Source organism: Planococcus sp. APC 3900 (genome assembly GCF_030407735.1).
In the GTDB taxonomy this organism is placed as follows: Bacteria; Bacillota; Bacilli; order Bacillales_A; family Planococcaceae; genus Planococcus; species Planococcus notacanthi.
The window spans coordinates 220,790-243,929 of record NZ_JASDCT010000002.1 but is presented as its reverse complement, the minus strand read 5'-3'; the positions used below and the strand labels follow the sequence as shown (position 1 = coordinate 243,929).

The 23,140-nt window shown below is 43.8% G+C and carries 24 protein-coding genes; 6 read left to right on the top strand and 18 right to left on the bottom strand.

Going from position 1 to position 23,140, the window contains the following annotated elements; genetic code table 11:
- Positions 1 to 32: 32 nt before the first annotated feature.
- Positions 33 to 194: a hypothetical protein gene (locus tag QMA04_RS05205; RefSeq protein ID WP_290184356.1), complete on the bottom strand. Its 162-nt coding sequence runs from the start codon at positions 192 to 194 to the stop codon at positions 33 to 35.
- A gap of 105 nt (positions 195 to 299) precedes the next feature.
- On the bottom strand, positions 300 to 893 hold the full coding sequence (locus QMA04_RS05200; RefSeq protein ID WP_290184354.1) for a YflT domain-containing protein: 594 nt from the start codon (positions 891 to 893) through the stop codon (positions 300 to 302).
- Positions 894 to 1,282: 389 nt separating this feature from the next.
- Here QMA04_RS05200 and QMA04_RS05195 point away from each other — a divergent pair, with 389 nt between their 5' ends.
- The 3 genes from QMA04_RS05195 (at position 1,283) to QMA04_RS05185 (ending at position 3,851) form a co-directional block, all read left to right on the top strand.
- A complete protein-coding gene (locus tag QMA04_RS05195) occupies positions 1,283 to 2,704 on the top strand; it encodes a helix-turn-helix domain-containing protein (protein ID WP_290184352.1) in 1,422 nt (473 codons plus the stop codon).
- Positions 2,705 to 2,716: 12 nt separating this feature from the next.
- Complete coding sequence (locus QMA04_RS05190) at positions 2,717 to 3,142, top strand: hypothetical protein (protein WP_191713819.1); 426 nt, start codon at positions 2,717 to 2,719, stop codon at positions 3,140 to 3,142.
- Positions 3,143 to 3,242: 100 nt separating this feature from the next.
- Positions 3,243 to 3,851, top strand: coding sequence for a DUF3267 domain-containing protein (locus QMA04_RS05185; protein WP_290184350.1), 609 nt, complete (start codon positions 3,243 to 3,245; stop codon positions 3,849 to 3,851).
- Positions 3,852 to 3,866: 15 nt separating this feature from the next.
- Here QMA04_RS05185 and QMA04_RS05180 read toward each other — a convergent pair whose 3' ends face one another.
- From QMA04_RS05180 to QMA04_RS05140, 9 genes are all read right to left on the bottom strand, one after another.
- On the bottom strand, positions 3,867 to 4,601 hold the full coding sequence (locus tag QMA04_RS05180; RefSeq protein ID WP_191713817.1) for a gamma-glutamyl-gamma-aminobutyrate hydrolase family protein: 735 nt from the start codon (positions 4,599 to 4,601) through the stop codon (positions 3,867 to 3,869).
- Between the two features lie 190 nt (positions 4,602 to 4,791).
- A complete protein-coding gene (locus QMA04_RS05175; RefSeq protein WP_191713816.1) occupies positions 4,792 to 5,115 on the bottom strand; it encodes an MGMT family protein in 324 nt (107 codons plus the stop codon).
- Positions 5,116 to 5,139: 24 nt separating this feature from the next.
- Complete coding sequence (locus QMA04_RS05170; protein WP_290184349.1) at positions 5,140 to 5,622, bottom strand: hypothetical protein; 483 nt, start codon at positions 5,620 to 5,622, stop codon at positions 5,140 to 5,142.
- Positions 5,623 to 5,677: 55 nt separating this feature from the next.
- Positions 5,678 to 6,691 carry a GNAT family N-acetyltransferase gene (locus QMA04_RS05165; protein ID WP_290184348.1) on the bottom strand — a complete coding sequence of 338 codons (1,014 nt, stop codon included), beginning with the start codon at positions 6,689 to 6,691 and terminating at the stop codon, positions 5,678 to 5,680.
- Between the two features lie 28 nt (positions 6,692 to 6,719).
- Positions 6,720 to 7,352 carry a YveK family protein gene (locus tag QMA04_RS05160; protein ID WP_290184347.1) on the bottom strand — a complete coding sequence of 211 codons (633 nt, stop codon included), beginning with the start codon at positions 7,350 to 7,352 and terminating at the stop codon, positions 6,720 to 6,722.
- Positions 7,353 to 7,752: 400 nt separating this feature from the next.
- Positions 7,753 to 8,052 (bottom strand): replication/maintenance protein RepL, encoded by a 300-nt coding sequence (locus tag QMA04_RS05155; RefSeq protein ID WP_191713812.1) that lies wholly within the window; start codon positions 8,050 to 8,052, stop codon positions 7,753 to 7,755.
- 179 nt (positions 8,053 to 8,231) lie between these two features.
- Positions 8,232 to 9,533 (bottom strand): M20 family metallo-hydrolase, encoded by a 1,302-nt coding sequence (locus QMA04_RS05150; protein WP_290184346.1) that lies wholly within the window; start codon positions 9,531 to 9,533, stop codon positions 8,232 to 8,234.
- Between the two features lie 38 nt (positions 9,534 to 9,571).
- Positions 9,572 to 10,747, bottom strand: coding sequence for an amidohydrolase (locus QMA04_RS05145; RefSeq protein WP_290184345.1), 1,176 nt, complete (start codon positions 10,745 to 10,747; stop codon positions 9,572 to 9,574).
- Positions 10,748 to 10,766: 19 nt separating this feature from the next.
- Positions 10,767 to 11,963, bottom strand: a complete 1,197-nt coding sequence (locus tag QMA04_RS05140) for a hypothetical protein (protein ID WP_290184344.1) — start codon at positions 11,961 to 11,963, stop codon at positions 10,767 to 10,769.
- A 321-nt stretch (positions 11,964 to 12,284) separates the two neighbouring features.
- Between QMA04_RS05140 and QMA04_RS05135 the strand changes: the two genes are divergently transcribed.
- On the top strand, positions 12,285 to 13,709 hold the full coding sequence (locus tag QMA04_RS05135) for an NAD-dependent succinate-semialdehyde dehydrogenase (protein WP_290184343.1): 1,425 nt from the start codon (positions 12,285 to 12,287) through the stop codon (positions 13,707 to 13,709).
- Positions 13,710 to 13,774: 65 nt separating this feature from the next.
- On the opposite strand, the gene thrB is transcribed toward QMA04_RS05135, so the two are convergent.
- Genes thrB through QMA04_RS05120 form a run of 3 tightly spaced genes read right to left on the bottom strand, consistent with a single transcriptional unit; the run spans position 13,775 to position 17,027 of the window.
- Complete coding sequence (thrB, locus tag QMA04_RS05130; protein ID WP_290184342.1) at positions 13,775 to 14,680, bottom strand: homoserine kinase; 906 nt, start codon at positions 14,678 to 14,680, stop codon at positions 13,775 to 13,777.
- A complete protein-coding gene (gene thrC / locus QMA04_RS05125; protein ID WP_290184340.1) occupies positions 14,677 to 15,738 on the bottom strand; it encodes a threonine synthase in 1,062 nt (353 codons plus the stop codon). The genes thrB and thrC overlap by 4 nt, the downstream gene beginning before the upstream one ends.
- Complete coding sequence (locus QMA04_RS05120) at positions 15,735 to 17,027, bottom strand: homoserine dehydrogenase (RefSeq protein WP_191713805.1); 1,293 nt, start codon at positions 17,025 to 17,027, stop codon at positions 15,735 to 15,737. Before QMA04_RS05120 ends, thrC begins: the two co-directional genes overlap by 4 nt.
- 127 nt (positions 17,028 to 17,154) lie before the next feature.
- Here QMA04_RS05120 and QMA04_RS05115 point away from each other — a divergent pair, with 127 nt between their 5' ends.
- A complete protein-coding gene (locus QMA04_RS05115; RefSeq protein WP_191713804.1) occupies positions 17,155 to 18,519 on the top strand; it encodes an aspartate kinase in 1,365 nt (454 codons plus the stop codon).
- A 109-nt stretch (positions 18,520 to 18,628) separates the two neighbouring features.
- Positions 18,629 to 19,477, top strand: coding sequence for an AhlS family quorum-quenching N-acyl homoserine lactonase (gene ahlS, locus QMA04_RS05110; protein WP_191713803.1), 849 nt, complete (start codon positions 18,629 to 18,631; stop codon positions 19,475 to 19,477).
- Between the two features lie 76 nt (positions 19,478 to 19,553).
- Here the strand turns inward: ahlS and QMA04_RS05105 are convergent, their stop codons facing one another.
- The 4 genes from QMA04_RS05105 to QMA04_RS05090 form a co-directional block, all read right to left on the bottom strand.
- Positions 19,554 to 20,048, bottom strand: a complete 495-nt coding sequence (locus QMA04_RS05105; RefSeq protein WP_290184338.1) for a cupin domain-containing protein — start codon at positions 20,046 to 20,048, stop codon at positions 19,554 to 19,556.
- 67 nt (positions 20,049 to 20,115) lie between these two features.
- Positions 20,116 to 21,273 (bottom strand): aminotransferase class I/II-fold pyridoxal phosphate-dependent enzyme, encoded by a 1,158-nt coding sequence (locus QMA04_RS05100; protein WP_290184336.1) that lies wholly within the window; start codon positions 21,271 to 21,273, stop codon positions 20,116 to 20,118.
- A gap of 33 nt (positions 21,274 to 21,306) precedes the next feature.
- Complete coding sequence (locus QMA04_RS05095) at positions 21,307 to 22,596, bottom strand: TRAP transporter large permease (protein WP_203339261.1); 1,290 nt, start codon at positions 22,594 to 22,596, stop codon at positions 21,307 to 21,309.
- The gene (locus tag QMA04_RS05090; protein ID WP_203339260.1) at positions 22,593 to 23,087 is read right to left on the bottom strand and encodes a TRAP transporter small permease; all 495 of its coding nucleotides are present in this window, start codon (positions 23,085 to 23,087) and stop codon (positions 22,593 to 22,595) included. The genes QMA04_RS05095 and QMA04_RS05090 overlap by 4 nt, the downstream gene beginning before the upstream one ends.
- Positions 23,088 to 23,140: the final 53 nt, after the last annotated feature.

The window sequence follows — 23,140 nt, the reverse complement described above, 5'->3', positions numbered from 1 at the left end:
CAGATGGATACCTAAAACCTGGAACCGGGAGTTCAGGCAATATTGATGCCTGTAAAAAGGGGGCGTCCCAAAAGGTCATGAAAAATGACTTTTGGTGACAGCCCTTTTGTTGTTCCCGAAAGACCCGGCAGATGTCCATTGCGGTGGACGCGTTCCGTGGGCACGGCATCTGCCGCTGGAGTCGCCGCCTCCATTCCCATCAGCCAGCTGTTCTCAGAAAACGTATTCCCCTATCAAAAAACAGCGGGAGAAAAAGGCTTTCTTTCTCTCCGGCTGTTTTATTTTATGGGACAGTCCCCTTATTTGTACTTCCGATCGCTTTGGCTATGCTTTTCAGCTTCACTGGAGCCGCCTCTAGCTTTCTCGACGTCCGGATTTTCTTGGGTAGTGAATGAATTATGTTTTTCATCTTTCACTAAGATCGGATCCTGCATGAATGTTTCTCCACGGGCAAAACGATCTTCCTGTTCATCAAAGTTATTGTCAACCGACTTGATATACTGCTGTCTTTGCAGATCATTCGGATTTTCCTGTCCCGCAGCTACATTTTTATTTGAAATCACGTCTATAATGGTTTTATTTTCTTCATCTTTGTATATTAAGATTCCACCTTTTGCGAGATCAGCCGTATAGCGTTCTGTTTCCGAATCCGAAAGGCCCAATGATTTCACTCCTTCACGGACACCACTCTCACCTGAAATAAATCCTTTAAACTTATCAGCAAATGAATCAACTTCTTTTTTATCGAAAGCGTAGTTATCAAAATGCTTTACGTCTTTGGCGATGATATGAAGATCGCGTTCCTCATACCCCGCATTCTTTAAATCTTCCACTTTTCTTTGCAGATCACTTTCCGAAAATACCACTGCCAATACTTTTTTATCCGTATCCATATAAAAACCTCCATAACATTATAAAATTTCCTATTCTTTCTTTACCCTCGATGGAAACATCCATAACATTCTTTAGTGGCAGAATAAAAAAATCCCTCATGAATATACTATTATCGGGTATAAAACACAGGAAATCAGCGTACTTTGCGTATGTAACTGTTTTTTCAAAAATGAAAAGTTCAAATAAGATTTATTAGCGCTTTAATAAATATTGGATAAATATACCCATAAAAATAACTTTTATGAGCATTCAGTTACTCAACAATTACCGGAGTAGGCTTTTATTCCCTTTTTTCTCTTTTTATCGAAATCTAAAATAAAAAAGCAGTTTATTTCGAAAATTGATGATATCATGTATAAAAGATGTAAAAACAAAGCAACTATGGGATGTGGAGGCGGCAATTATCGTACTTGGCGATCTATTTTCTTCTTACTTCTCGGACGATCCGAAAAAGGCGGAAAACAACTCTCCTACATGGATGACAGAAGTACTGCCCTTGCAAAAGGAAAGGAGAGCAGTAATGGACACGGGAATGCGTTTGAAATACCATCGTTTAAAAAAGAAAATTAGTTTAGAAGAATTAGCCTCTGGCATACTGACTCCCAGAGAACTGAAAAAAATTGAAACCGGCCTCAAAGATCCAGCATTGAAGGAACTTGAAGCTTTATGCAAAAAATTAGCCATCCCTTTGGCACCTAAAGACAATCCCATTGGAAAAGTACTTGTAAAAAATTTTAAAAACTCATTATTGCATCCGCAGAACAAGGCAAAGATCATGGAACAGTATGCTGATATTCAAGATCATCCTTTATTGCATGCTGATGAAGATGTGGAACTGGAATACAGCATTCAACAAATTAGATACTTCATCATTACAGGGGATTTGGATAGCGCCGAAGAAAAAATCAAGGAAATCGATCGATTCAGGGAATTTATGAATCAAGAACAGTTTTATTTATTCCATAAGTACAACGGAAACTATAATTACATCTTGAATGATTTTGAAAAAGCCTTGAAGACTTATCTCGTCGCTGAAAAAATTGCTCCCAACACGATTTCTGCTTCTGAGATCGGTGATTTGTATTATTCAATCGGGATTTCCAGTACCAAATGCAGAGAAACCGAAATGGCTTATAAGTACACGGAGATGGCCTTGAAGATTTACCAACAGGAATTCATTCCAAAACGCATCGTTGAATGCCATTTGAATATAGCCATCTCTCATCAGCACTTTGGCAACTTCAGAATGTCAATGGAACATTATAAGAACGCACTAACTATTGGCAATAAGCTAGAAATTGATATTCTGCGTTTTACCACTGAGTACAATATAGGATATGCTTACTTTCTATTTCAAAATTATGAACCAGCCATCAAACATACTGAACGCTCTCTAGACTATATTCATCCTGAATACCCCGCCGATATTTTAATTAGTTATTGTGTTTTAATTAAATGTAATTATGAGCTTGGTAATCATGAAATTGCTAAGAGTTGGTTAAAAAAAGGCTTTGATATAGTAGAAAACAAAAAAATAAGTATCCACTCCCCTACAAACCGAGCCTTTAAAGAAGCTTACATTGAATTTCTTTGCCTCGATCACTTAGTGAATAGAAATCATGAAGGCTTTGAAAACTATGTTTTGAATCAACTTGTTCCAAGTTTAGAAAGCAATGAGAATTTCTTTGAAATAGGATACTTTTACGGACATTTGGGTGAAGTTTTTTATGAACAAAAAAGATATAAAGAAGCAGCTGAAATTATGAATAAAGCAAGAAAAGCATACAAAAGTACAACTATCTTATTTTAGGGAGTGGACATAATGAAAAAAGGAGTTACAATATTATTTTTCTCAATTCTCGCGTTAAATATTTTCTCTTTAGATAATGCCTCAAGTACTGACTTTGCTGCTCAGGCTCGTGTGCCTGAACCTTGGTCCGTCGGCACTGAAGTTGCTGCTCAAGCCCGCGTCCCTGAACCTTGGTCCGTCGGCAAAGAGGTTGCTGCTCAAGCCCGCGTCCCTGAACCTTGGTCTGTCGGCAAAGAGGTTGCTGCTCAGGCCCGCGTCCCTGAACCTTGGTCTATCGGCAAAGAAGTTGCTGCTCAGGCCCGCGTCCCTGAACCTTGGTCTATCGGCAAAGAAGTTGCTGCTCAAGCCCGCGTTCCTGAACCTTGGTCCGTCGGCAAAGAAGTTGCTGCTCAAGCCCGTGTTCCTGAACCCTGGTCCGTTAAAAATCAACAGGCTTAGTATTCTTTCTACTCCTACCCAGACTGTCGCTTATTCACTTGGCGACAGTCTTTTTACTTTTAAAGTTCGTTCCTACTTCTATCTACAAGGAGGAATATGCATGGGGAAGAAGATGAATGAAAATACTCTTAGTTTGCCACCTCATTATAATATAGAGCGCACAATCGATTTAGCTCAGGATAAGCATCTTAATGTTTTGATCCAGTCCTGCTTTGTCTTGATCACTGGCATTTTGATTGGCTTAGCTTTATGGACAGGCTTGCCTTTATCTAGCACTTTGAATCCTTTCTTGTCTTTTTTTATTACCGTTGTTTTGGTTTTAGTTTATATGGCTCTTCATGAAACCATGCACGCAGTCTTCATAAAGATCTTTTCCCGCAGCCGCCCTGCCTATCGAATTCGGTTTCCGTTCCTTTCAGTTGGCAGTGAAGCTTATTTTAATCGAAGAAGTTTTATCATCATCGCTTTGGCACCTGTAACGATATGGGGAGCAGCATTGATTTCCCTATTGGCCCTCGTTCCGAACCCCTTGTTTCTAAGTGTTTATATTTTAATGATCGTAAACTTTGCAGGTTCTGCCGGAGATTATATACAGGCTTATATCGCATTAACCTCGCCGGCAGACACACTATTTCAGGACAACGGAAAAGCAACCGCTCTATTTACTCCTGAAGGCAATAAAAAAGATTCAGGGATAAGAGATCCCTGAATCTTTTTTCTGTATTTATTGATTTTGCTTTTTGTCTACCAGGCATTCGTCAACAAAACGCTTAAATATGTTCATGGAAGCATCATCGCCTTGAAGAGCGAATTCTTCTGGATGCCATTGGATGCCCATAGCGAATTGATGGTGCTTGCTTTCCAATGCTTCCACCAGACCATCAGCAGCATAAGCGGCTACCGTCAATTGATCCGAAACGTCTTTGACGCCTTGATGGTGGAAAGAGTTCACATTGAATTTTTTCTCTTTCATAATCTCATACAGTAGGCTTTCGTCTTCCAAAGTTACCGAATGGGTACGATGTGTCCGCATAGCCATTTGTTTGTGCTGATGCAAATTGCCTTCAAATTGAGCCTCTAAATCCTGATAATTTGTGCCGCCTAATGAAATATTTAACATCTGCAACCCACGGCACATTCCGATAAACGGTTTATCGAGTTCAAGAAACTTCAAAATCAGTTCTTTTTCATACTCATCACTGCCAGGGTATACGGCGCCCAAGCGTAAATGTGGTTCTTCCCCGTACAAAGTAGGATTGATATCCCCACCTCCAGTGACAATCAAGCCGTCCAAGCGCTCGCATAACAAAGGGATGTCTTCTTTATCCACAATAGGTACTATCAGCGGCAAACCCCCAGCCTGCAAAATCGCTCTTCCATAGACTGGATCCAATGAGTAGGTTTGATCTTCTTCAACTCGTGCTGTTATCCCGATAACCGGTTTGTTTTCATTTGACATTTAACTTCCTCTTTTCCACTTATTCAAATTGTCCATTATTTTATATACCCTTATTCATTAAAATGATAAACATTTAGCTTTCTAGCAAGAACTCGCTATTTTATACCCAAGGATATTTTGTCTTATGCATACTTTGTATAAACCCTAATCCAGCTCAATAAAAAAACCCTTTTCAGGGCCTGATCAGACACTACTCTTTATCATCCGCGAAAGGAGTAAAGCGGTAACGGCTTAAATCGATGCAATCATCCTGGTCCACTTCTACCCCTTCTTCCTGCAGCGATTTCCGTTGAAAAAACCGCGACTCTTCATCGCGCAACATGATTCGTCCCTGTGCATTAACAATTCTATGCCAAGGCAAGTTATGCTTGGCACTCATGCTATGGAGAATACGCGTTACTTGCCGAGCAGCACGCGGGCTTCCAGCAACAGCAGCAACTTGTCCATAGGTCATGATTTTTCCCGGAGGAATCTCTTTGATGACAGCTACAGCTTTTTCTGTGAAAGTATGCATTTCGTCCATCCATTCCAGTTTGTTTTATGAAGATGCCTTGTCTGATTGAGCCTTTACTTCCTTCAGCAAATCTCCATTTCGATAATCTGTCAGAAGTTCCTTAGCAAACTCGTACAACGGAAGTTTTCCTGTTTCCGTCGCCAGCCCCCCGCTCTCAGCATGTAGACATTTATAATACTCTACCATCCGATCAATCAATTCTTCAAGCCCCTGAAGCGACTCTTCCGCCTCATGCTGCAGTGGCCGTGACGCATCTATTTCTTTCGCTTCATTCAGATACAGGAATTTCATCTGGTCCAAGTCACTGACTGCCTGATCAAACACTTGCTGATTCTTATCCAGACGATAAAAATGTCTCCAAAAGATAAAAATCTCCTTTGCAACACCTAATTTTTTTGCGCCAAGAGAAGCATTTAACCCCTCCACCACACATATTTCATACATAATCTTTCTTAACGACTTCTTATATTCTCTTTCTACGACGCCCTTATATTGCATGTATCTCATTATTATGCCTCCCCGGTATAATGTTGATCTTTATGCGTTTTATTCCGTCTGTCGTTTAGACGTTTCTGTATCGGCGAACGATATCATGATCTTCCAATGCCACCAATTGGTTATAAACTTCCTGGTCATATACTTTCTGGCCAATGTAGAAAACCTCTGGTTCGCAATTTGCCATTTCTTTTTTCATCGGCTTTCCACTGTATACGTCCCCTTGGAAGTCTCCGCCCAAATGGAAATAAGCGTAATAATTCTCTTCTCCCCATTCAGCAACTTTCAGCAGCAGCTGCTGCATCGTTATTTCGTTATCTGCATTCGACAAACTGCCTTCCAAGTGGAAGTAGATTGTATCCCCCATAGATAGGACATAACAGGCAGAAACCAGTTTATTGTCGTGATAGGCACCGAATAAATGAAGGTTCGGCCCCATAGAACTGATAAGCGTTTCAAAGTAATCATTGGTGAAAAAATAATAGTTGTCTGACTCTTCTCTTCTTCTGGCAGCCGAATAATACAATACCAAAAACTCGAACATATGGCGTACAGTTCCCAACTTTTTGATTACCAAGTCAGAATTCTTCCCAAAACTGCCGTCGGAAAGCTGAGTAGCTGCTCCAGAAGCGAAGTAATCTCTCAGCCTGATTGTAAAGGTTTCGTACAGCGCAGATAACTTCAAGTGTTCTTTGAAAAAAAGAGCATTTCCTTTCAAAGGATGAAAACGGATGTACTCGGCAACGATCTTTTCCTTATGGCAGTACTCCGTAAAAGTTCCCCTGAAATTCGCAATCAACTTTGCATAGTCATTTTCGGCTTTAACCACTGGCCCTCCATATCCAAAAGGGGTTGTGATGTCAAAATACGTATTGCCGCGACTATTGGTTATATGCCTTTTAATGTAAGGGTAAGCTACTTCTCCTTCTTCATCTTTATAATAAAAAAGCAAAGCTTCTCCTGGATCCAATTTCAATGCACTAAAAAAATATTGGCTGGTATAATAAATATCCGTTATTTGCAGACTGTCGAGAATCTTTTGCCAGCGACTGTGCTGTTGTATCGATATTAGCTCAAACATAAATTCCACCCCTGCTTCACCTAGAAAATCACTTGAACACTGTCTGCAATTGATTCTCTTTTTTTCTTGCATCTTTTCTTATTTCAGCCCATGCTTTCGCTGATATGCTTATGTATCCGGCAAGCAACTTAAAGATAAAACCCAGTATTGTCGCTGCTACTAAGCCCAGAACCCAATTCTCGGTTACGATATTTGCTTTTCGGGCTTCCACAGCCTGTAAAATAATCCGAATAGCAGCGGTGTCCAAATTTTTGCTCACGTTATCTTGGAATATAGAAGATAAGCTATTTGCAATTTCTACAGATTGCTGACCGCTATCAGAAAAGGCAGTGATTGTAAGGACCGGAGAATCACTCGAATGATTTACTGTAATCTGCTTTTGAAGGTCAGAAAGGGATATTTCCAATTTCAGATCCGCTCTTAGTTCCTCCAACACTTCCGGGCTTTTAACAAAAGCAGCAAATGCTTCGATGGCTTGAGGATCCAGGCGATTACTATGTGATGCCACCTCTTGTAAAGCTCTCCCTTTTTCTTCTATAAGCAATTGACTTGATGCTTGGTACTTCGGATCCATAATAAAAGATAGAAAGAGCCAAACCGGCAACAGAAAGAGAGCGACAAAAATGGATAGGATCTGAGTATGATTTTTCAATTTCTCCATAAAATGAATCAACCTCTTAAAACAACTCCTTGCAGTCCCCTTTCTTTGATATAAGAAGACAATTAATTTGAATTTATTTCTAAAAATTCAGATTATTATAGTTCATTTATATCATATTTTATTGACTCAATCTATACCTATAAGGATATTTTTTTAAATTCTCAAGGATAATATAAGTATTTAGTCTTTCATAATATTTTATTTTAAATTTAATTCCTATATATTAGGTATAATTAACCACCACCGGTTTTTCATATGCTTATTATCAATCAAGGTAAAAAAAGCTGTGAAGTTGGAGCCTGTCTTCACTTTATTTTTCCCTGTTAAAACGGTTCCACTATAGCTAACCGAATTCAGCAAAAAAAAAAAGCACCTCTCCTTCAACAGAGAGATGCTTTCATTATTCTTTCCATAGACCGATGATGCCGTTTCTTCGGTATATAATTTCTTTTGACTCAAGTGTTTTTAGAACTTTAGTCAATGTTTGGTGGGAAATATTAATGTCTGTTGTAATGTCTTTGATTGTTTTAAAGAGAACTCCTTCAGGTGAAGCATTCTTCAGAAAGTAGTGAATAAATTTCTCTCCAATTTCTGCCGTTTTTTCAGTTTCTGATGAAAAATACGACCGGCATTCATTGAGAAGCTTGTCTTCTGAAAAAAGCTTGGTTCTACTGGAATACTGATTTTCCATTACTTTCATCTAACCACCTCCAAAAAGTATCAGCCACTTGGCATGTCCTTATTATTTCTATACCCTGTCTTGTTAAAATTATACACACATTTTTAATAAATACTGATAATTCCAAAAAAAATTTTAATTTTCCATTATGTGGATAAATAAAAATAAAAAAAACCGTTCCTTAGAACGGTTTTTCTCTATTATTGTTTCATTTTGTTTTCAATAAAGTCTTTCAATACATGAATTCCCATTACGCAGTCATTTAAGGATGACCATTCTTTTGGATTATGGCTGATGCCATCTTTGCTTCTGACAAACAACATTGCCACCGGCAAGTAACGTCCAAGATTCATGGCATCGTGTCCTGCTCCACTGGGGATATACTGTGGCGTAATTCCGTATTTTTCTAAAGAGGCTGCCAGCTGTTTCTGCAAGTCTTCAGCAATCGGTACCGGTTGGATTTTTGTATTCAGCTTAATATTCAGCAGAATATCGTTCTTTGCAGCAACCTTTTCTGCCTGTTCAATCAGCAAATCAATCAGTCGGTCTCTAGTTTCTTCGATGATATCCCGAATGTCGACAAGCAACTTCACTTTTTCCGGGATAACATTCGCCCCATTTGGAAAGACCTCTAATTTTCCGACTGTGGCCACTGCTGTATCACTAACTGTTTTCGGAAAATCCGGAATGGACTGCAGAAATTCAGCCGCCGTTACGAGAGAATCTCTCCTGCCAATCATCGGAGTGTTTCCAGCATGGCCCGCTTCTCCGATAAACTCCATTTCGAGCCAGGCAGGACCAGCTATGCCATTGACGATACCTACCGGCTGTGCGGCTTTTTCAAGCTTCTTGCCTTGCTCTATATGCACTTCTACAAACAATTCCAAGTCTGATAGATCTCTTTTAGCTTCTTCATAAGCATCAAGTGTACTGCCATACTGTTTCAGCACTTGTTCAAGAGTTTCTCCATTGTAATCCCGAAGCTGTTCCATTTCCTGTCTTGAGATGGCTCCCGTCATTGCCCGGCTTCCTGTTAATCCGCTGTTGAAACGGGATCCTTCTTCATCGGAAAAAATAATCACTTCATATGGCTTATCGGGGACATAGCCACTTTCTTTCCAGGACTCCGCCACTTCCAATGCAGACAGGACGCCAAGTGGCCCATCAAAATTCCCGCCGCTAGGTACGCTGTCCAGATGGGAACCTGAAGCAATTGCCGCCCCTTCCGTTTTTCCTTCCAGCCGTGCCATGAGATTGCCGGCACCGTCTTCTCGAATCGCTAGTCCTGCTTCAGACAGCCACTTTTTGACGAGTTCTTTTGCTTCTTTTTCTTCATTCGAGTAACCGGGCCGCTTTACGCCACCCACTTGCACAAATCCAATCTGAGATAATTCAAACAACCGCCTCGCAATCCGTTCGCCACGGATGCCTGAATGGTCAAGGCGATCATCGTAGTCTTTCAGCAGATCTTCATATAAAGGATTGTCATTATTTGCTGCCATAACTTCCTCCTTGTTTTTGATTGGTGAAATCCGTTGGATCATTTAGTTAAGAACGCCCAGGCATATTGTGCATAGAGCTCAGCGCCTGTTGCCATTGCCTCTTCATCGATATTGAACTTGCCGTGATGGTGAGCCCATTCGGTATCTTTTTCTGGATTACCGCTTCCTACTAATGCGAAGCTGCCTGGTACTTCATCTAAATAGAATGAAAAATCTTCTCCGCCCATCGTCGGTTTTTCATCATAGATGGACTCTTCACCGAATGCTTCCCGTGCCACTTGCTGGACCAAATCGGCACTTTCTTTGCCATTGATGACGGCTTGTGTTCCTCTGATATACTCGACTTCAGCAGTTCCTCCGTAGATAGCCGCTGTGTTTTCAGCGTAGACTTGAAGCTGTTGTTCGATGTGGTCCCGTGTCGCAGGATCGAAGCACCTCACTGTTCCTTCGATTTCTGCATTTTCAGCAATGATGTTGAAACGCGTTCCAACAACCATCTTCCCGACAGTTACGACTGCTGCCTGTTGAGGATCAATGGTCCTCGATACTATGGACTGCAAATTCATGACAAAAGAAGAAGCGATGACAGCCGCATCAATACAGGCTTCCGGGATTGCTCCGTGTCCTCCTTGCCCTTTCAAATGAACTTTGAAAATATCAGCCGATGCAAATGAGGCTCCAGGATTGCAAGCGACAGTCTTTGTTGGGCTTTGGGACCAAATATGAATGCCGAACACATCATCGACACCCGCTACTGCACCTTGCTCAACCATTGCTTTTGCACCGGTCGCCACTTCTTCTGCCGGTTGGAAAATAAACCGCACATTCCCTGGAATGTCATCTTTCACGCTGGCCAATGCTTTTGCAGCAGCCAGCAGCATCGAAGTATGGGCATCATGGCCACATGCATGCATCTTCCCGAGTTCTTTTGATTTATAAGACAAATCCGCATTCAATTCTTCCACAGACAAAGCGTCCATATCGGCACGCAGGGCAACAGTTTTGCCTGCTTTTCCGCCTTTCAGCTCCCCAACAACACCGGTTGGCTCAGTTTTTCGCGCTTCAATCCCGAGCTCCGTTAGATAGTCAAAGACAAATTGGGAAGTTTGGTACTCTTCCCACGACAGTTCAGGTTCGCTGTGAAGCTTGCGCCGTATTTGAATCATTTCGTTGCTGTTTTCTTTTATGGCATTTTTGATGGTTTGATTGATCATGATGAATTTCCTCCAGTTCTTATAGGAAGCCGACAAATATACCGGCCAATATTACAGAAACGATTGTAACGGTGATGAATCCTGCCACAAGCATCGGCGGCAGCATATGGCTGGTCAATACTTCCCGTTCTTCTTCGTCTTTCGTCAGTGAATTGATGACTTCCACCGTGATGATATAATCCGCCGGGAATCCATAAAGGGCTGTCAATGAAACCGCAAATGCCATTTCCTTGCTGACTTTAAGAAGTTTCCCGATGATGAATGAAAAGATGTACATCCCAATTACACCGATAACGATACAACCGATAAGCGGATACAGGATTTCAAGCATCATGCTCGGTGTAGCATTTTTCAATCCGTCGAAAATATAAAGCAATAAGCCCATGATAGCGAATCCGAAGCCATTTGCTTTTTGCAGTGGGTGGCGCTCAAGGAAACCGATGCTGCGTCCGATAACTCCGAACAGCAGACACAGGACGAACGGGCTTATTTCCACGATTGGAGCTGCAAGAGTTGAAGTCAGATACGCCAGGTAACCAACCAATGCCAACCTGAAAAATTTAAAGAAATCCGTATTGTATTTATCCGGCATATTGGCAAACATACGCGGTTCCTTGACCGCTTTGCCCGATGCCCCTGTTTGTTCACCAGGCAGCTGCTTTGCGGTCAATTCATTATTTCTGTATTTGTTCAACAAGTTTTGGCCTTCTTTTTTCAACATGATCGAAGTCAGTGGATAGCCAGCAAATCCTTGGACAACATAAATGACGATGGCGAATACAGCCAGGGTCGGAAGTCCGGCAGCTGCTGCACCTTCTGACATGATCAACGCGGAAACCAGTCCACCCACCAATGGCGGAATCGCCACCACCACTGTTTCAAAATCGAACAGCAGAATTCCGATACTGAACAATGCCGCAATAATCCCTAAAATTCCGGCTATAGCGATCAGGATGGTTTTCCATTGGTTTTTTAATTCTTCCAGAGACAGTAAAGTCCCCATATTGGTGATCAATAAATAAATCAGCATGACAGCTACTGCAGGCGGTATCCCTGCAATGGCAACAATTTCAGGAGGAAAGAACGTCCAATATCCCAGCAGAAACAATACCCCACTGACAAATATTGAAGGGATCCACGCTTTTGTGCGAGTTGAGATTACTTCGCCAATAAATAAAACAAAAATCAAAATCGGTAATGCGAGCATCTGGGCCATATCCATTTCCTCCTCTTTCTCTTAATAAGCTATTGAACTCAAAGCTTTCTAAAGATAACTTTTATAATGATGCAATAGTAGCACACAAACAGCAGGGAATAAATAGAATAAAACGACTATTTTGAAATAATATTAAATTGAGTGGCCATTCATTTTTAATGTAACCGATTCCAATAGCTATATATTGCATATCCCTTTCCAGTTTTATAAATGTGTATATTTTGCGAACGGCATTCTTGCTGCTTCACTCCAAACGTTTACCTCCTCGCGTTTAGAGGTATTTATTAGGATAGGCAAAATTCAAAAGGAGGATTCGAACAAATGAATGGCAGACATTATATCAATGGTGAATGGACTGAAACAGGAGATGGAAAAATAGAGGTCATGAATCCGGCAACTGGCGAGATTGTTGGCTCAGTACCCAACGGAGGCGAAGAAGAAGCCACAGCTGCAATTGAAGCTGCAGCAGCGGCTTTTCCGGAATGGTCGAAGACAACAGCCTACCATCGTGCTGAACTGCTGATGAAATGGCATGATTTGCTGCTTGAGCATAAAGAAGAAATCGGTGAAATTTTAACGAAGGAAATGGGCAAACCTTTAGCTGAAGCTATCGGTGAAATTGAGTACTCGGCTTCTTTCGTTTCCTGGTTTGCTGAAGAAGGCAAGCGCATGTATGGACGCACTATTCCGGCAAGCAAAGAAGGCAAACGGATTCAAATCAACAAGCAGCCGGTCGGCGTTGTTGTATCCATTACCCCATGGAATTTCCCTGCAGCGATGATGGCCAGAAAAATGGCACCTGCTTTAGCTGCTGGATGCACCTTTGTAGCGAAGCCAGCGAAAATGACACCATTAACTGCTGTTAAAATGTACGAGCTGGCTATTGAGGCAGGCTTCCCTAAAGGTGTCATTAATCTAGTGACGGGCAGCGCCGGCAAGATCGGCAAAGTGTTCACCAGCCATCCGGATGTCCGCAAACTGACGTTCACAGGGTCTACAGAAATTGGCAAGGAATTGATGAAACAGGCTTCAGAAACTATGTTGAACCTTTCACTTGAGCTTGGAGGCCATGCACCTATCATCGTTTTGGAAGATGCGGACATGGACCTCGCTGTTGAAGGCGTCATGGCTTCGAAATTCCGTAATGCCGGACAGACTTGCGTCTGCGGCAATCGGATCTACGTTCAGAAAAGTATCGTCGAGGAGTTTTCACAGAAACTCCAACAAGCAGCAGGCAACCTGAAAGTTGGCAACGGATTGGACGAAGGCGTACAAATCGGTCCATTAGTAGACAAAGACGGCTATGAAAAAGTTGAAAAGCACGTCAATGATGCTGTCGAAAAAGGCGCAAAAGTTTTGGTCGGCGGAGATGGCCGTTCAGAAAATAATGCCTATTTCTTTAATCCGACTGTACTGGTCGATGCAACTTCGGATATGCTGGTCATGAACGAAGAAACATTCGGTCCTGTAGCGCCGATCATGTCTTTTGAAACAGATGAAGCAGCAGTTAAGTTGGCGAATGATACACGCTTTGGCTTGGCGGCTTATTTCTTTACCGAAAGCATGGCGCGCGGCACGTATCTATCCGAAAACCTGGATTACGGAATTGTCGGCTGGAACGACGGTGCCCCTTCTACTGCTCAAGCTCCATTCGGCGGAATGAAGGAAAGCGGCGTTGGCCGTGAAGGCGGACAAGAAGGATTGGAAGCCTTTTTGGAAACCAAGTATGTGTCCATTAAAATATAAATAGAGAACAGAAAATACCGCTCGAAAAAAGAAGCAGCCCGGAATTCCGGGCTGCTTCTTTTCGTTTAAATCACTGTTTCACATATTTTGATGCCGTGTGCGGATGGTCTGGTGACCAGGCACTCGTAATGTGGAAATTTCACTTCCAATTGGGCGGCCACCGCTTCTTCACGGCCTTTTTCCACGACGATGAACAAAGATGGCCCAGCACCGCTGATGGCCGAACCGTACACGCCAAGATCTTTGCAACCCTGCTGGATCGCATCGAAATCCGGGAATCGCTCTTTGCGGTAAGGTTCATGGAAAACATCTTTCTGCATCATCCGTCCTGCGGTTTGCCAATCCCCTCTCGCCAAAGCAGCCGCCATGACGTTGCCTGCAGCACCACCCCGCGTCGCTGTTTTATGGGATAAGGTTTCCGGCAATAAGTTGCGGGATTCTGAAGTCAGGAATTCAGTCGGCGGAACCAGGATAACCACACCGATTTCCACTTCCGGAATATGGACGATTTCCAGTTCGTCTTCATCGAAATAGGAGATCGTCAGTCCCCCAAGAAGTGAAGCGGAAATATTATCAGGATGCCCTTCCATTTCCGTTCCTATTCTCAATTTCTCTTTCATCGGCAGTTTTAATCCGGCTAACCTGTCAGCAATTTCAATGCCAGCCGCAATTGCGGATGCGCTGCTGCCCAAACCTCTGCTCAACGGGATTTCCGTCTCGACCACCAATTTCGCGCTTGGCAATGGCTGTCCATATTTATCCGCAACAGCTTGGGCAGTAGCGACAATCAAGTTGTCGGCACCGCTCGCAATCCCTTGATAGCCTGAATCTTTATATTCGACCAGCCACTCTGCTGCTGGTGAGGCATGAACAAACATATGAAGATCCAATGCCAACCCGATCGAATCAAATCCTGGACCCAGATTGGCTGTTGAAGCCGGAACAGTTACTGAAAATTCTTTCCAGCTCATATTTTCACTCCTTTTTTCAAATCCTCCCAAAAGCGTTCCATGTCTTCTGGAACCAAAAGCGCTTTATGCTGATTGACCGAAATCGCTGTTTCCGGATCTTTCAATCCATTGCCTGTCAGAACAGCTACAACTTTTGAACCTTTCGGCAATTGGCCGCTCTCCACTTGCTTTTTGATGCCTGCGATGGAAGCACACGATGCCGGTTCTGCAAATACCCCTTCGGTTGAAGCCAACAACTGATAGGCTTCCAGAATCTCTTCATCGGTAGCTGCGAGAATCGTTCCGTTTGACTGGTCCAAGGCATCAAGTGCCAGCTGCCAGCTCGCGGGATTTCCGATTCGAATGGCTGTTGCCACTGTTTCGGGATTTTCCACAACTTTATTATTGACGATCGGTGCCGCTCCAGCTGCTTGCACCCCTAAGAGTGTCGGGCGTTTTTCGCCAGTACGTTCTGCGTACTCCGTGAACCCTTTCCAAGAAGCAGAGATATTGCCGGCATTGCCGACAGGCAACGCGAAAATATCGGGTACTTGGCCTAATTGGTCAATAACTTCAAACGCAATGGTTTTTTGTCCTTCCAAACGGTAAGGATTGACGGAATTGACGAGGGCAATGCCTGCCTCCTGGCCAACCTCACGAACCATCTGCAATGCTTCATCAAAATTGCCTTTGATTTCAAGAATTTCTGCGCCGTACATTTTCGCTTGCGCCAGTTTCCCAAGCGCAATGCGCCCTTCAGGAATGACGACAATTGTACGCATACCCGCTCTGGCTCCATAAGCGGCTGCAGAAGCGGAGGTATTGCCGGTTGAAGCACAAATCAATACTGTTTTGCCTTCTTCTTTAGCTTTGGCGACAGCCATCACCATGCCGCGGTCTTTAAAGGAACCGGTTGGATTGGCTCCTTCCAGTTTTACATAGAGGTCAATTCCCCATTCTTCTGATAGTTTTTCCAAATGCACCAATGGTGTATTCCCTTCCTGTAATGTCAGTGAAGGTGTATGTTCTGTAACGGGAAGCCACTCTTTATGTTCTTCAATCAGTCCTTGCCATCTCATGCTGTTTCCTCTCCTTCTATGCGGTAATGGCTAATGACGCTCGCCGTTCCTTGTAATTCCTTCAATACATCCAAATGCTGCTGGCGTGAAATCTGATGCGTCAGCAGCACCAGTTCGGCTTTGCCGTCTTCGTTTGCCGGAGACTGTATAACCGACTGGATGCTCGCCCCATGCCTGCTGTAGACTGCAGTCATTTTCGACAACACGCCCACTTCATCATTTACAAGCAGACGGTGGCAATACTTCGAAAAGCATTTCGATTCTGGTTTTATAACGCGTTCATGCTGAGCTGCGTGTGCGCGTTTTCCGTTGACGCCCAACTGCAGGTTGCGGCAAGCTGCAATGATATCAGAGACCACAGATGTAGCCGTCGGCAATGAACCGGCACCTGGTCCATAAAGCATCGTTTCACCTACTGCATCGCCGTATATGTAAACTGCGTTGAATTCATTGTTGACCGAAGCAAGCGGATGTGAGTTCGCCAGGAAGATCGGCTCTACTGAAACTTCGATTCCATCTTCGTCTTTAGTTGAAGAACCGACCATTTTCATGGTATAACCAAACTTATTCGCGAGTTCCAGGTCACCGTCACGGATTTCTTTCATGCCTCTTACCAGGACATCATCCAAATGGACTTCGGTTGAGAAGGCCAGCGAAGACAAGATCACCATTTTCCTTGCCGCATCGATGCCATCGACGTCAGCAGAAGGATCGGCTTCGGCATAACCTAATGCAGTAGCTTCAGCTAATGCGTCGTCATAAGTCATGTTTTCTTTTTTCATTTTCGTCATGATGAAGTTGGTCGTGCCATTGACGATTCCCATCAGGCTCGAAATCCGGTCTGAAGCGAGTCCATCTTCCAATGTGCGGATGATCGGCACACCGCCTGCAACACTGGCCTCATAGAACAGGTCACACTTTTCAGCGTCTGCCAGTTTTAATAGATCGTGGCCATATTCAGCCATCACATCTTTATTGGCCGTTACGACCTGTTTCCCATTTTTAAGCGCTTGTTCAATAGCTGACTTCGCACCATCGATGCCGCCCATCACTTCAACAATAATATCGAGAGAAGAATCATTCAATATGTCTTCTATATCCGTCGTGAATACACTCGGATCTAAACTGGAAAGCCGGTCTTTATTGGTGTCTCTGACCAGTACTTTCTTTACTGAAACTTGGGCACCTAATTTATGATGCAAATCCTGCTGATGCTGCTGAATGATTTTAGCAACTCCGCTGCCCACCGTTCCAAGGCCTAATAATCCGATTGAAATTTCATTTTTCATTGACGATTCCTCCCATGGTGTGTACACTGTGAAAAAACAGCTGTTTTTGTCATAGGGACATTATAGTATTATATCTTAGTTAAAACAACCCTTTTACAGACTATTAAAAAAGATGGGACTTGATTGGATGAAAGTAAGCAAATTTGGCGGTACTTCAGTAGCTAGTGCACAACAGATCAAAAAAGTGGCAGCAATCGTTAAAGCAGAGCCTTCTCGTAAGATCATTGTGGTATCTGCTCCAGGCAAGCGATTTGATGGAGATGTAAAAGTGACAGATTTGTTAATTAATTTATCGGCAGCTGCGCTACGCGAGGAACCGACGGATACCGCCTTGGAAAAGGTCGTTGAACGCTATGCGGAAATTGCTGACGAGTTGGAGCTGGGCAATGACATTAAGCAAGTCATCAAAACAGACCTTCTGAACCGCCTTCAGGCAGATAAAAGCTCTCCCCCACTTTTTGCTGACTCGATCAAAGCAAGCGGTGAAGACAACTCTGCAAAATTAATCGCTGCTTACCTGACTTCAATCGGCTTGAATGCCGAATATGTCAACCCGTTTGATGCCGGTCTATTTGTAAACGGCTTGCCTGAACGGGCACAGGCACTTCCAGAAGCCTATGACCGATTAGCAGAACTGCGCAATAAAGAAACCATCACTGTTTTCCCCGGCTTTTTTGGTTATACAAAAGAAGGCGTTCTTCGGACATTCGAGCGTGGCGGCTCGGATATCACCGGATCGATTCTTGCAGCTTCCGTCAAAGCTGAGCTGTATGAAAACTTTACTGACGTCGATTGTGTGTTTGTCGCCAATCCACGCGTCGTCGCTAATCCGGTCGAAATCGAACAGATGACTTACCGTGAAATGCGCGAGCTTTCGTATGCGGGATTTGCCGTCTTGCACGATGAAGCTTTAATGCCTGTTTTTAAAGCAGCGGTTCCTTTATGCATCCGCAATACCAATAATCCATCTGCCCCTGGTACGATGATTGTTGCAGAACGCGACACTTCCCTGCGCCCGGTTACAGGAATTTCGGCAGATAGCGGTTTCTCGACGCTTTATGTCAGCAAATACCTGATGAACCGTGAAATCGGGTTTGGCCGCAAACTGCTGCAGATTTTGGAAGATGAGTGCATTTCCTATGAACATATTCCATCCGGCATCGATAACTTATCCGTCATTTTGCGCAGCCATCAATTGACTGCTGATAAAGAACAGCGGATTGTCGATCGGGTCAAATCTGAACTGCAGGCTGATGACGTCCATATCCGCAATGATTTTTCCATGATTGTTTTGGTTGGTGAAGGCATGAACAATACAAAAGGACTTACTGCACGTGCAGCAAACGCTTTTGCCAGAACCGGCGTCAACATCGAAATGATCAACCAGGGTTCTTCTGAAGTAAGTTTAGTCTTCGGCATTCTAAAAGAAGATGAACAAAAGATATTGAACGAATTATACAAAGAATTCTTTGAGCCTGCATTGGTTCATTAACCTCACTCCCTTTTAACTCCTGAACTTATTGGTTCAGGAGTTTTTATATCCCTTCACAGTAAACTGAATATTATGATATTATGTAATTATTCTGAGAGGGGGACATTTGATGACTGGTATTATCAAGGCAAACCCGAAACTGTACGTAATGGACAATGGCACATTGAGCATGGATAAGAACTACCTGATTTCCATGCATAATCCCGCAAGTGCAGAAAATCCAAATCCACCGAGTGAAATGGTGACATTTCCAGTCTACACCGTATTGATCGATCATCCTGAAGGCAAAATCCTGTTCGACACCGCCTGCAATCCGAATTCAATGGGTGCCGAAGGACGTTGGGGGAAAGTGACGCAATCACTGTTTCCGATTGATATGCCGGAAGAGTGCTACCTCCATCACCGCTTGGAGGAATTGAATGTCCGGCCTGAAGACATCAAATATGTAGTGGCTTCCCATCTGCATTTGGATCACGCCGGCTGCCTTGAGCTGTTCACCAATGCGACCATCATCGTTCACGAAGATGAACTGAATGGCGCTTTGCAGACCTATGCCCGCAACATGAAGGAAGGTGCCTATATCTGGGGCGACATCGACGCCTGGATCAAGAACAACCTGCAATGGCAGACCGTCAAACGGACAGAGGACGGGCTGCAACTGGCTGAAGGCATCAAAATCCTGAACTTCGGAAGCGGGCATGCGTGGGGCATGCTCGGCCTTCAGATACAAATGCCGGAAACAGGCGGCATCATCTTGGCCTCGGATGCCATCTATACGGCAGAGAGTTACGGCCCGCCAATCAAGCCGCCCGGCATCTTATATGATTCAGTGGGCTATACGACTGCAGTTGAAAAAATACGCAGAATCGCAAAAGAAACCAATTCCGATGTCTGGTTTGGCCATGATGCGAACCAGTTCAAAACGTTCCGTAAATCGACGGAAGGCTACTATGAGTAACAGAGTTGCACCTTAGACGCCTTTAACATGCAAAAGCCCCTTGCCTGAAAAATCCGGCAAGGGGCTTTTGTGAGTTTCATGACCAGTTTTCATTAACGGGTCCGCTGTCGCCGAAAACGGGATCCATTTTCGGCAACGGCGTGTTTTGGATATCTTCCAGCACATAAGGGCGCTCTCCGGGTTCACCGGTCTTGAGGTTATAAGAGACACCTCCCGGATAAGCTCCGACAATTTCAAAATCACTGCTGGCATCCAATTTTTTATGGCCGGTTCCTGCTGGAAGCAAGACCACATCCCCTGCTGCAATATCCAAAATTTCACCTTGCTCACCGCCCAGCTGCAGCGTGGCAGTTCCACTGAGTACCCCCAATACTTCGTGTGTATTGCTGTGGTAATGGTGATATTCAAATACACCGCCTGTCCAGCTGTTCGTCCACTCATGGCGGTTGAACACTTCTTCGATTTCTTGCGTATTCTCCTTGAAGGCAGTCGGATACACTATCACTTCAAGCGATCGGTTGTTAGGAATAACCCCATCGTCTTCAAATCGATAAAACCTAACAGTTTCCATGCCTATCAGCTCCTTTCTTTATGGAACTTTACCCCGATAGAAGCATAGTAATCGCAGAATCCTCGAATCAGTTTAATGTATCGATGAATTTCTCCAATCGGTCCATGCCTTCTTCGAGCACTGCCATGCTATAGGCATAGGAAATCCGCACAAAACCTTCGCCATATATTGTGAAGGCCGAGCCTGGTACTGCTGCTACTCCGCCTTCTTTCAGCAATCGCGTAGCGAACTCAAAAGATGAAATTCCGAATTTCTCAATCGACGGAAAAATATAAAACGCTCCATTCGGCAGGATGACATCAATACCCATTCCAGTTAAACGGCCATAGACGAAATCTCTTCTCTGAAGATACTCCTTATTCATTTCCGCAGGTACGTAGCGTTGGTTTTTCATCGCTTCAAGCGCTGCAAATTGGCTTGGTACAGCTGCACAAATGGCATTATACTGATGAACTTTCAGTACATGCTTCATATACATTTCCGGCCCAAGCACAAAACCGATTCTCCAGCCAGTCATGGAATGTGATTTTGATAGACCGTGCACCAAAAATGTCCGGTTTCGTAAACTTTCAAAACGGGCAAATGTAGAATGTTTTTCACCATATGAATTTTCGCTGTATATTTCGTCGGTAACGATAAAGAGCTCATGTTTTTCCAGTACCGCAGCTACTTTTTCAAGCTGTTCCGACTCCATGGTGATTCCTGTCGGATTGGATGGAAAATTCATTAGCACGGCTTTGGTCCGGTCAGTAATCAAACCTTCCAGGCGCTGCGGATCGGGTTGGAAACCAGTATCTGAAGTGTCCAAATAAATCACTTTCCCGCCACATAGTTCGATGATCGGCTGGTATCCCGGATAAGCAGGTGCAGGCAAAATGACTTCATCGCCTTCTTCAAGAATCGCTCGAAAAAGGGAATCCAATCCTTCACTGGCGCCGTTGGTAACGATGACTTCTGTTTTATGGTCATAGTTCAACCCGTATTTGTCCTGGAAAAAAGACGCAATTTCCGCACGCAGCTCAAGCAAGCCTGCGTTATGCGTATAACTGGTCTGATCGTTGCGGATCGCCTCGATCGCGGCCAGTTTCACAGCTTCAGGTGTCGGGAAATCGGGTTGTCCAATCGTTAAGTTAATGGCTTCCGGAAAATCGATCAGTTGATTGGAAAACTGCCGGATGCCTGAAATTTCAATCGACTTGATCCGGCTATTAATAGAAATGCTCATACGTGACAACCTTTCTCTCATTAAAAATCTTCGTTATTCATAAAGTCCTGGCAGCCACAGAGATAGAGCAGGGATGAATGTGATGATCAACAGACATACAATCATCGATAACAAGAATGGCACAACGGCCAAAGCAATGCGTTCGAAGCGAACCCCTCCGACACTTGAAGCCACAAATAAGTTGACTCCAAGCGGTGGTGTGACAAAACCGATTGCCAAGTTGGCTACAAGAATGACACCGAAATGGATCGGATCCACTCCGACAGAAACAACAATCGGCAACAGAATCGGAGTCAGGACGACCAATGCCGAAATGGTATCAATGAACATCCCAACCACCAGCAACAATAAATTGACGGCTAAAAGAATGACCAATGGATTCGTCGACAATGCTGTTAAGTAGTCAGAGATTTCTCCTGGAATTTGTTCGATGGTCATAAAGTAAGCAAACGATACCGATAAACCAATGATGATCATCGTGGTGGCATTGATGACAATGGCTTCTCTGAAGCTTTCATAAAGTCCGTGCCAGGATAATTCTTTATAAACGAATTTGCCGATAATTATAGCATATACTACAGCAACTACGGCCGCTTCAGTTGGAGAAAAGATACCGCCGTATATGCCGCCCAGGATAATGACAGGAATCAACAAAGCCCATTTGGCGTCCCAGAAGGTTTTCAGCACGTCCTTAAATTCAAAGGACGATGCTTCGCCAGGTTCCGGCTTATAGCCACGCTTCTTGGAAATAAGATATGCAGTCAACAACAGGCCAGCACCGATGATCAATCCTGGAATAATGCCTGCCAGGAACATGCTGCCGACTGAAACTCCCCCGATAACCCCATACAAGACAAATGGAATACTCGGCGGAATGATGACACCGATAGATCCTGCAGAAGCTGCAACAGCTGACGCAAAGCCCCCGTCATATTTACGCGCAATCATTGCCGGGATCATAAAGCCGCCGATTGCTGCAACTGTTGCTGGACCTGATCCCGAAATAGCCGCAAAAAACATACAGGCCACGATGGTCACCATGCTCAATCCGCCTGTCATCCAGCCGACCAAAGCTGACGCAAACGCCAATAGCCTCTTGGAAACGCCGCCTTTTCCCATAAGAATTCCTGCCAGCATAAAGAACGGAATCGCCAGCAAAGGAAACGAGTCGAGTGAAGTGAATGCTTTTTGAGTGATGATGCTGAGCGGTAAAGTTGTGCCGAAATAAATCGCTGTCAACGCTGAAACGCCCAACGCAATCGCAATCGGTACGCCGATCAGCAAACAAATGAATAAGGTGCCGAATAAAAGAGCTATTGTCATACCGGAAGGTCCCCTCCTTTATGCATCTCGTAATCGCCCTGCCAAATTTTGATCAATTGCTGGATCAATCGGATACACATTCCGATGCCGCCCAGTGGGATAGCCAAAAATGGAATCCACATCGGCAATTGCATCGCTGGCGTGACCTGTCCATTGGCGATGCTGCTCAACACAAGATCGGTTCCAAAATAAGCCAGGAATAAAGCCATCGCGAACCAAATGACCAATGAGATCGTTTCCAGAATCTTTCTTGGCAGGCCTTTAAAGCGTGTAATGAAGGCTTCCACCCGTATATGTTCACGCAATTTCACTGCATAACTCGCTCCTATCCATACTTGAAAAATATGTATATAGCGAGCCATCTCTTCTGTCCAACTGGGTGCATTGGAAAAAACGTAGCGTCCAACGACTTGCCCAAAGATTAAAGCCACCATAACGACTAATGTAAAAACCAGAAAGGCCTCTTCTGCCTTCTCAAATTTTTTAATCATTTTTACACTTCCTTTCTTAAAAACCTTCAACCGGCAGAACAGCGTCCATTAGT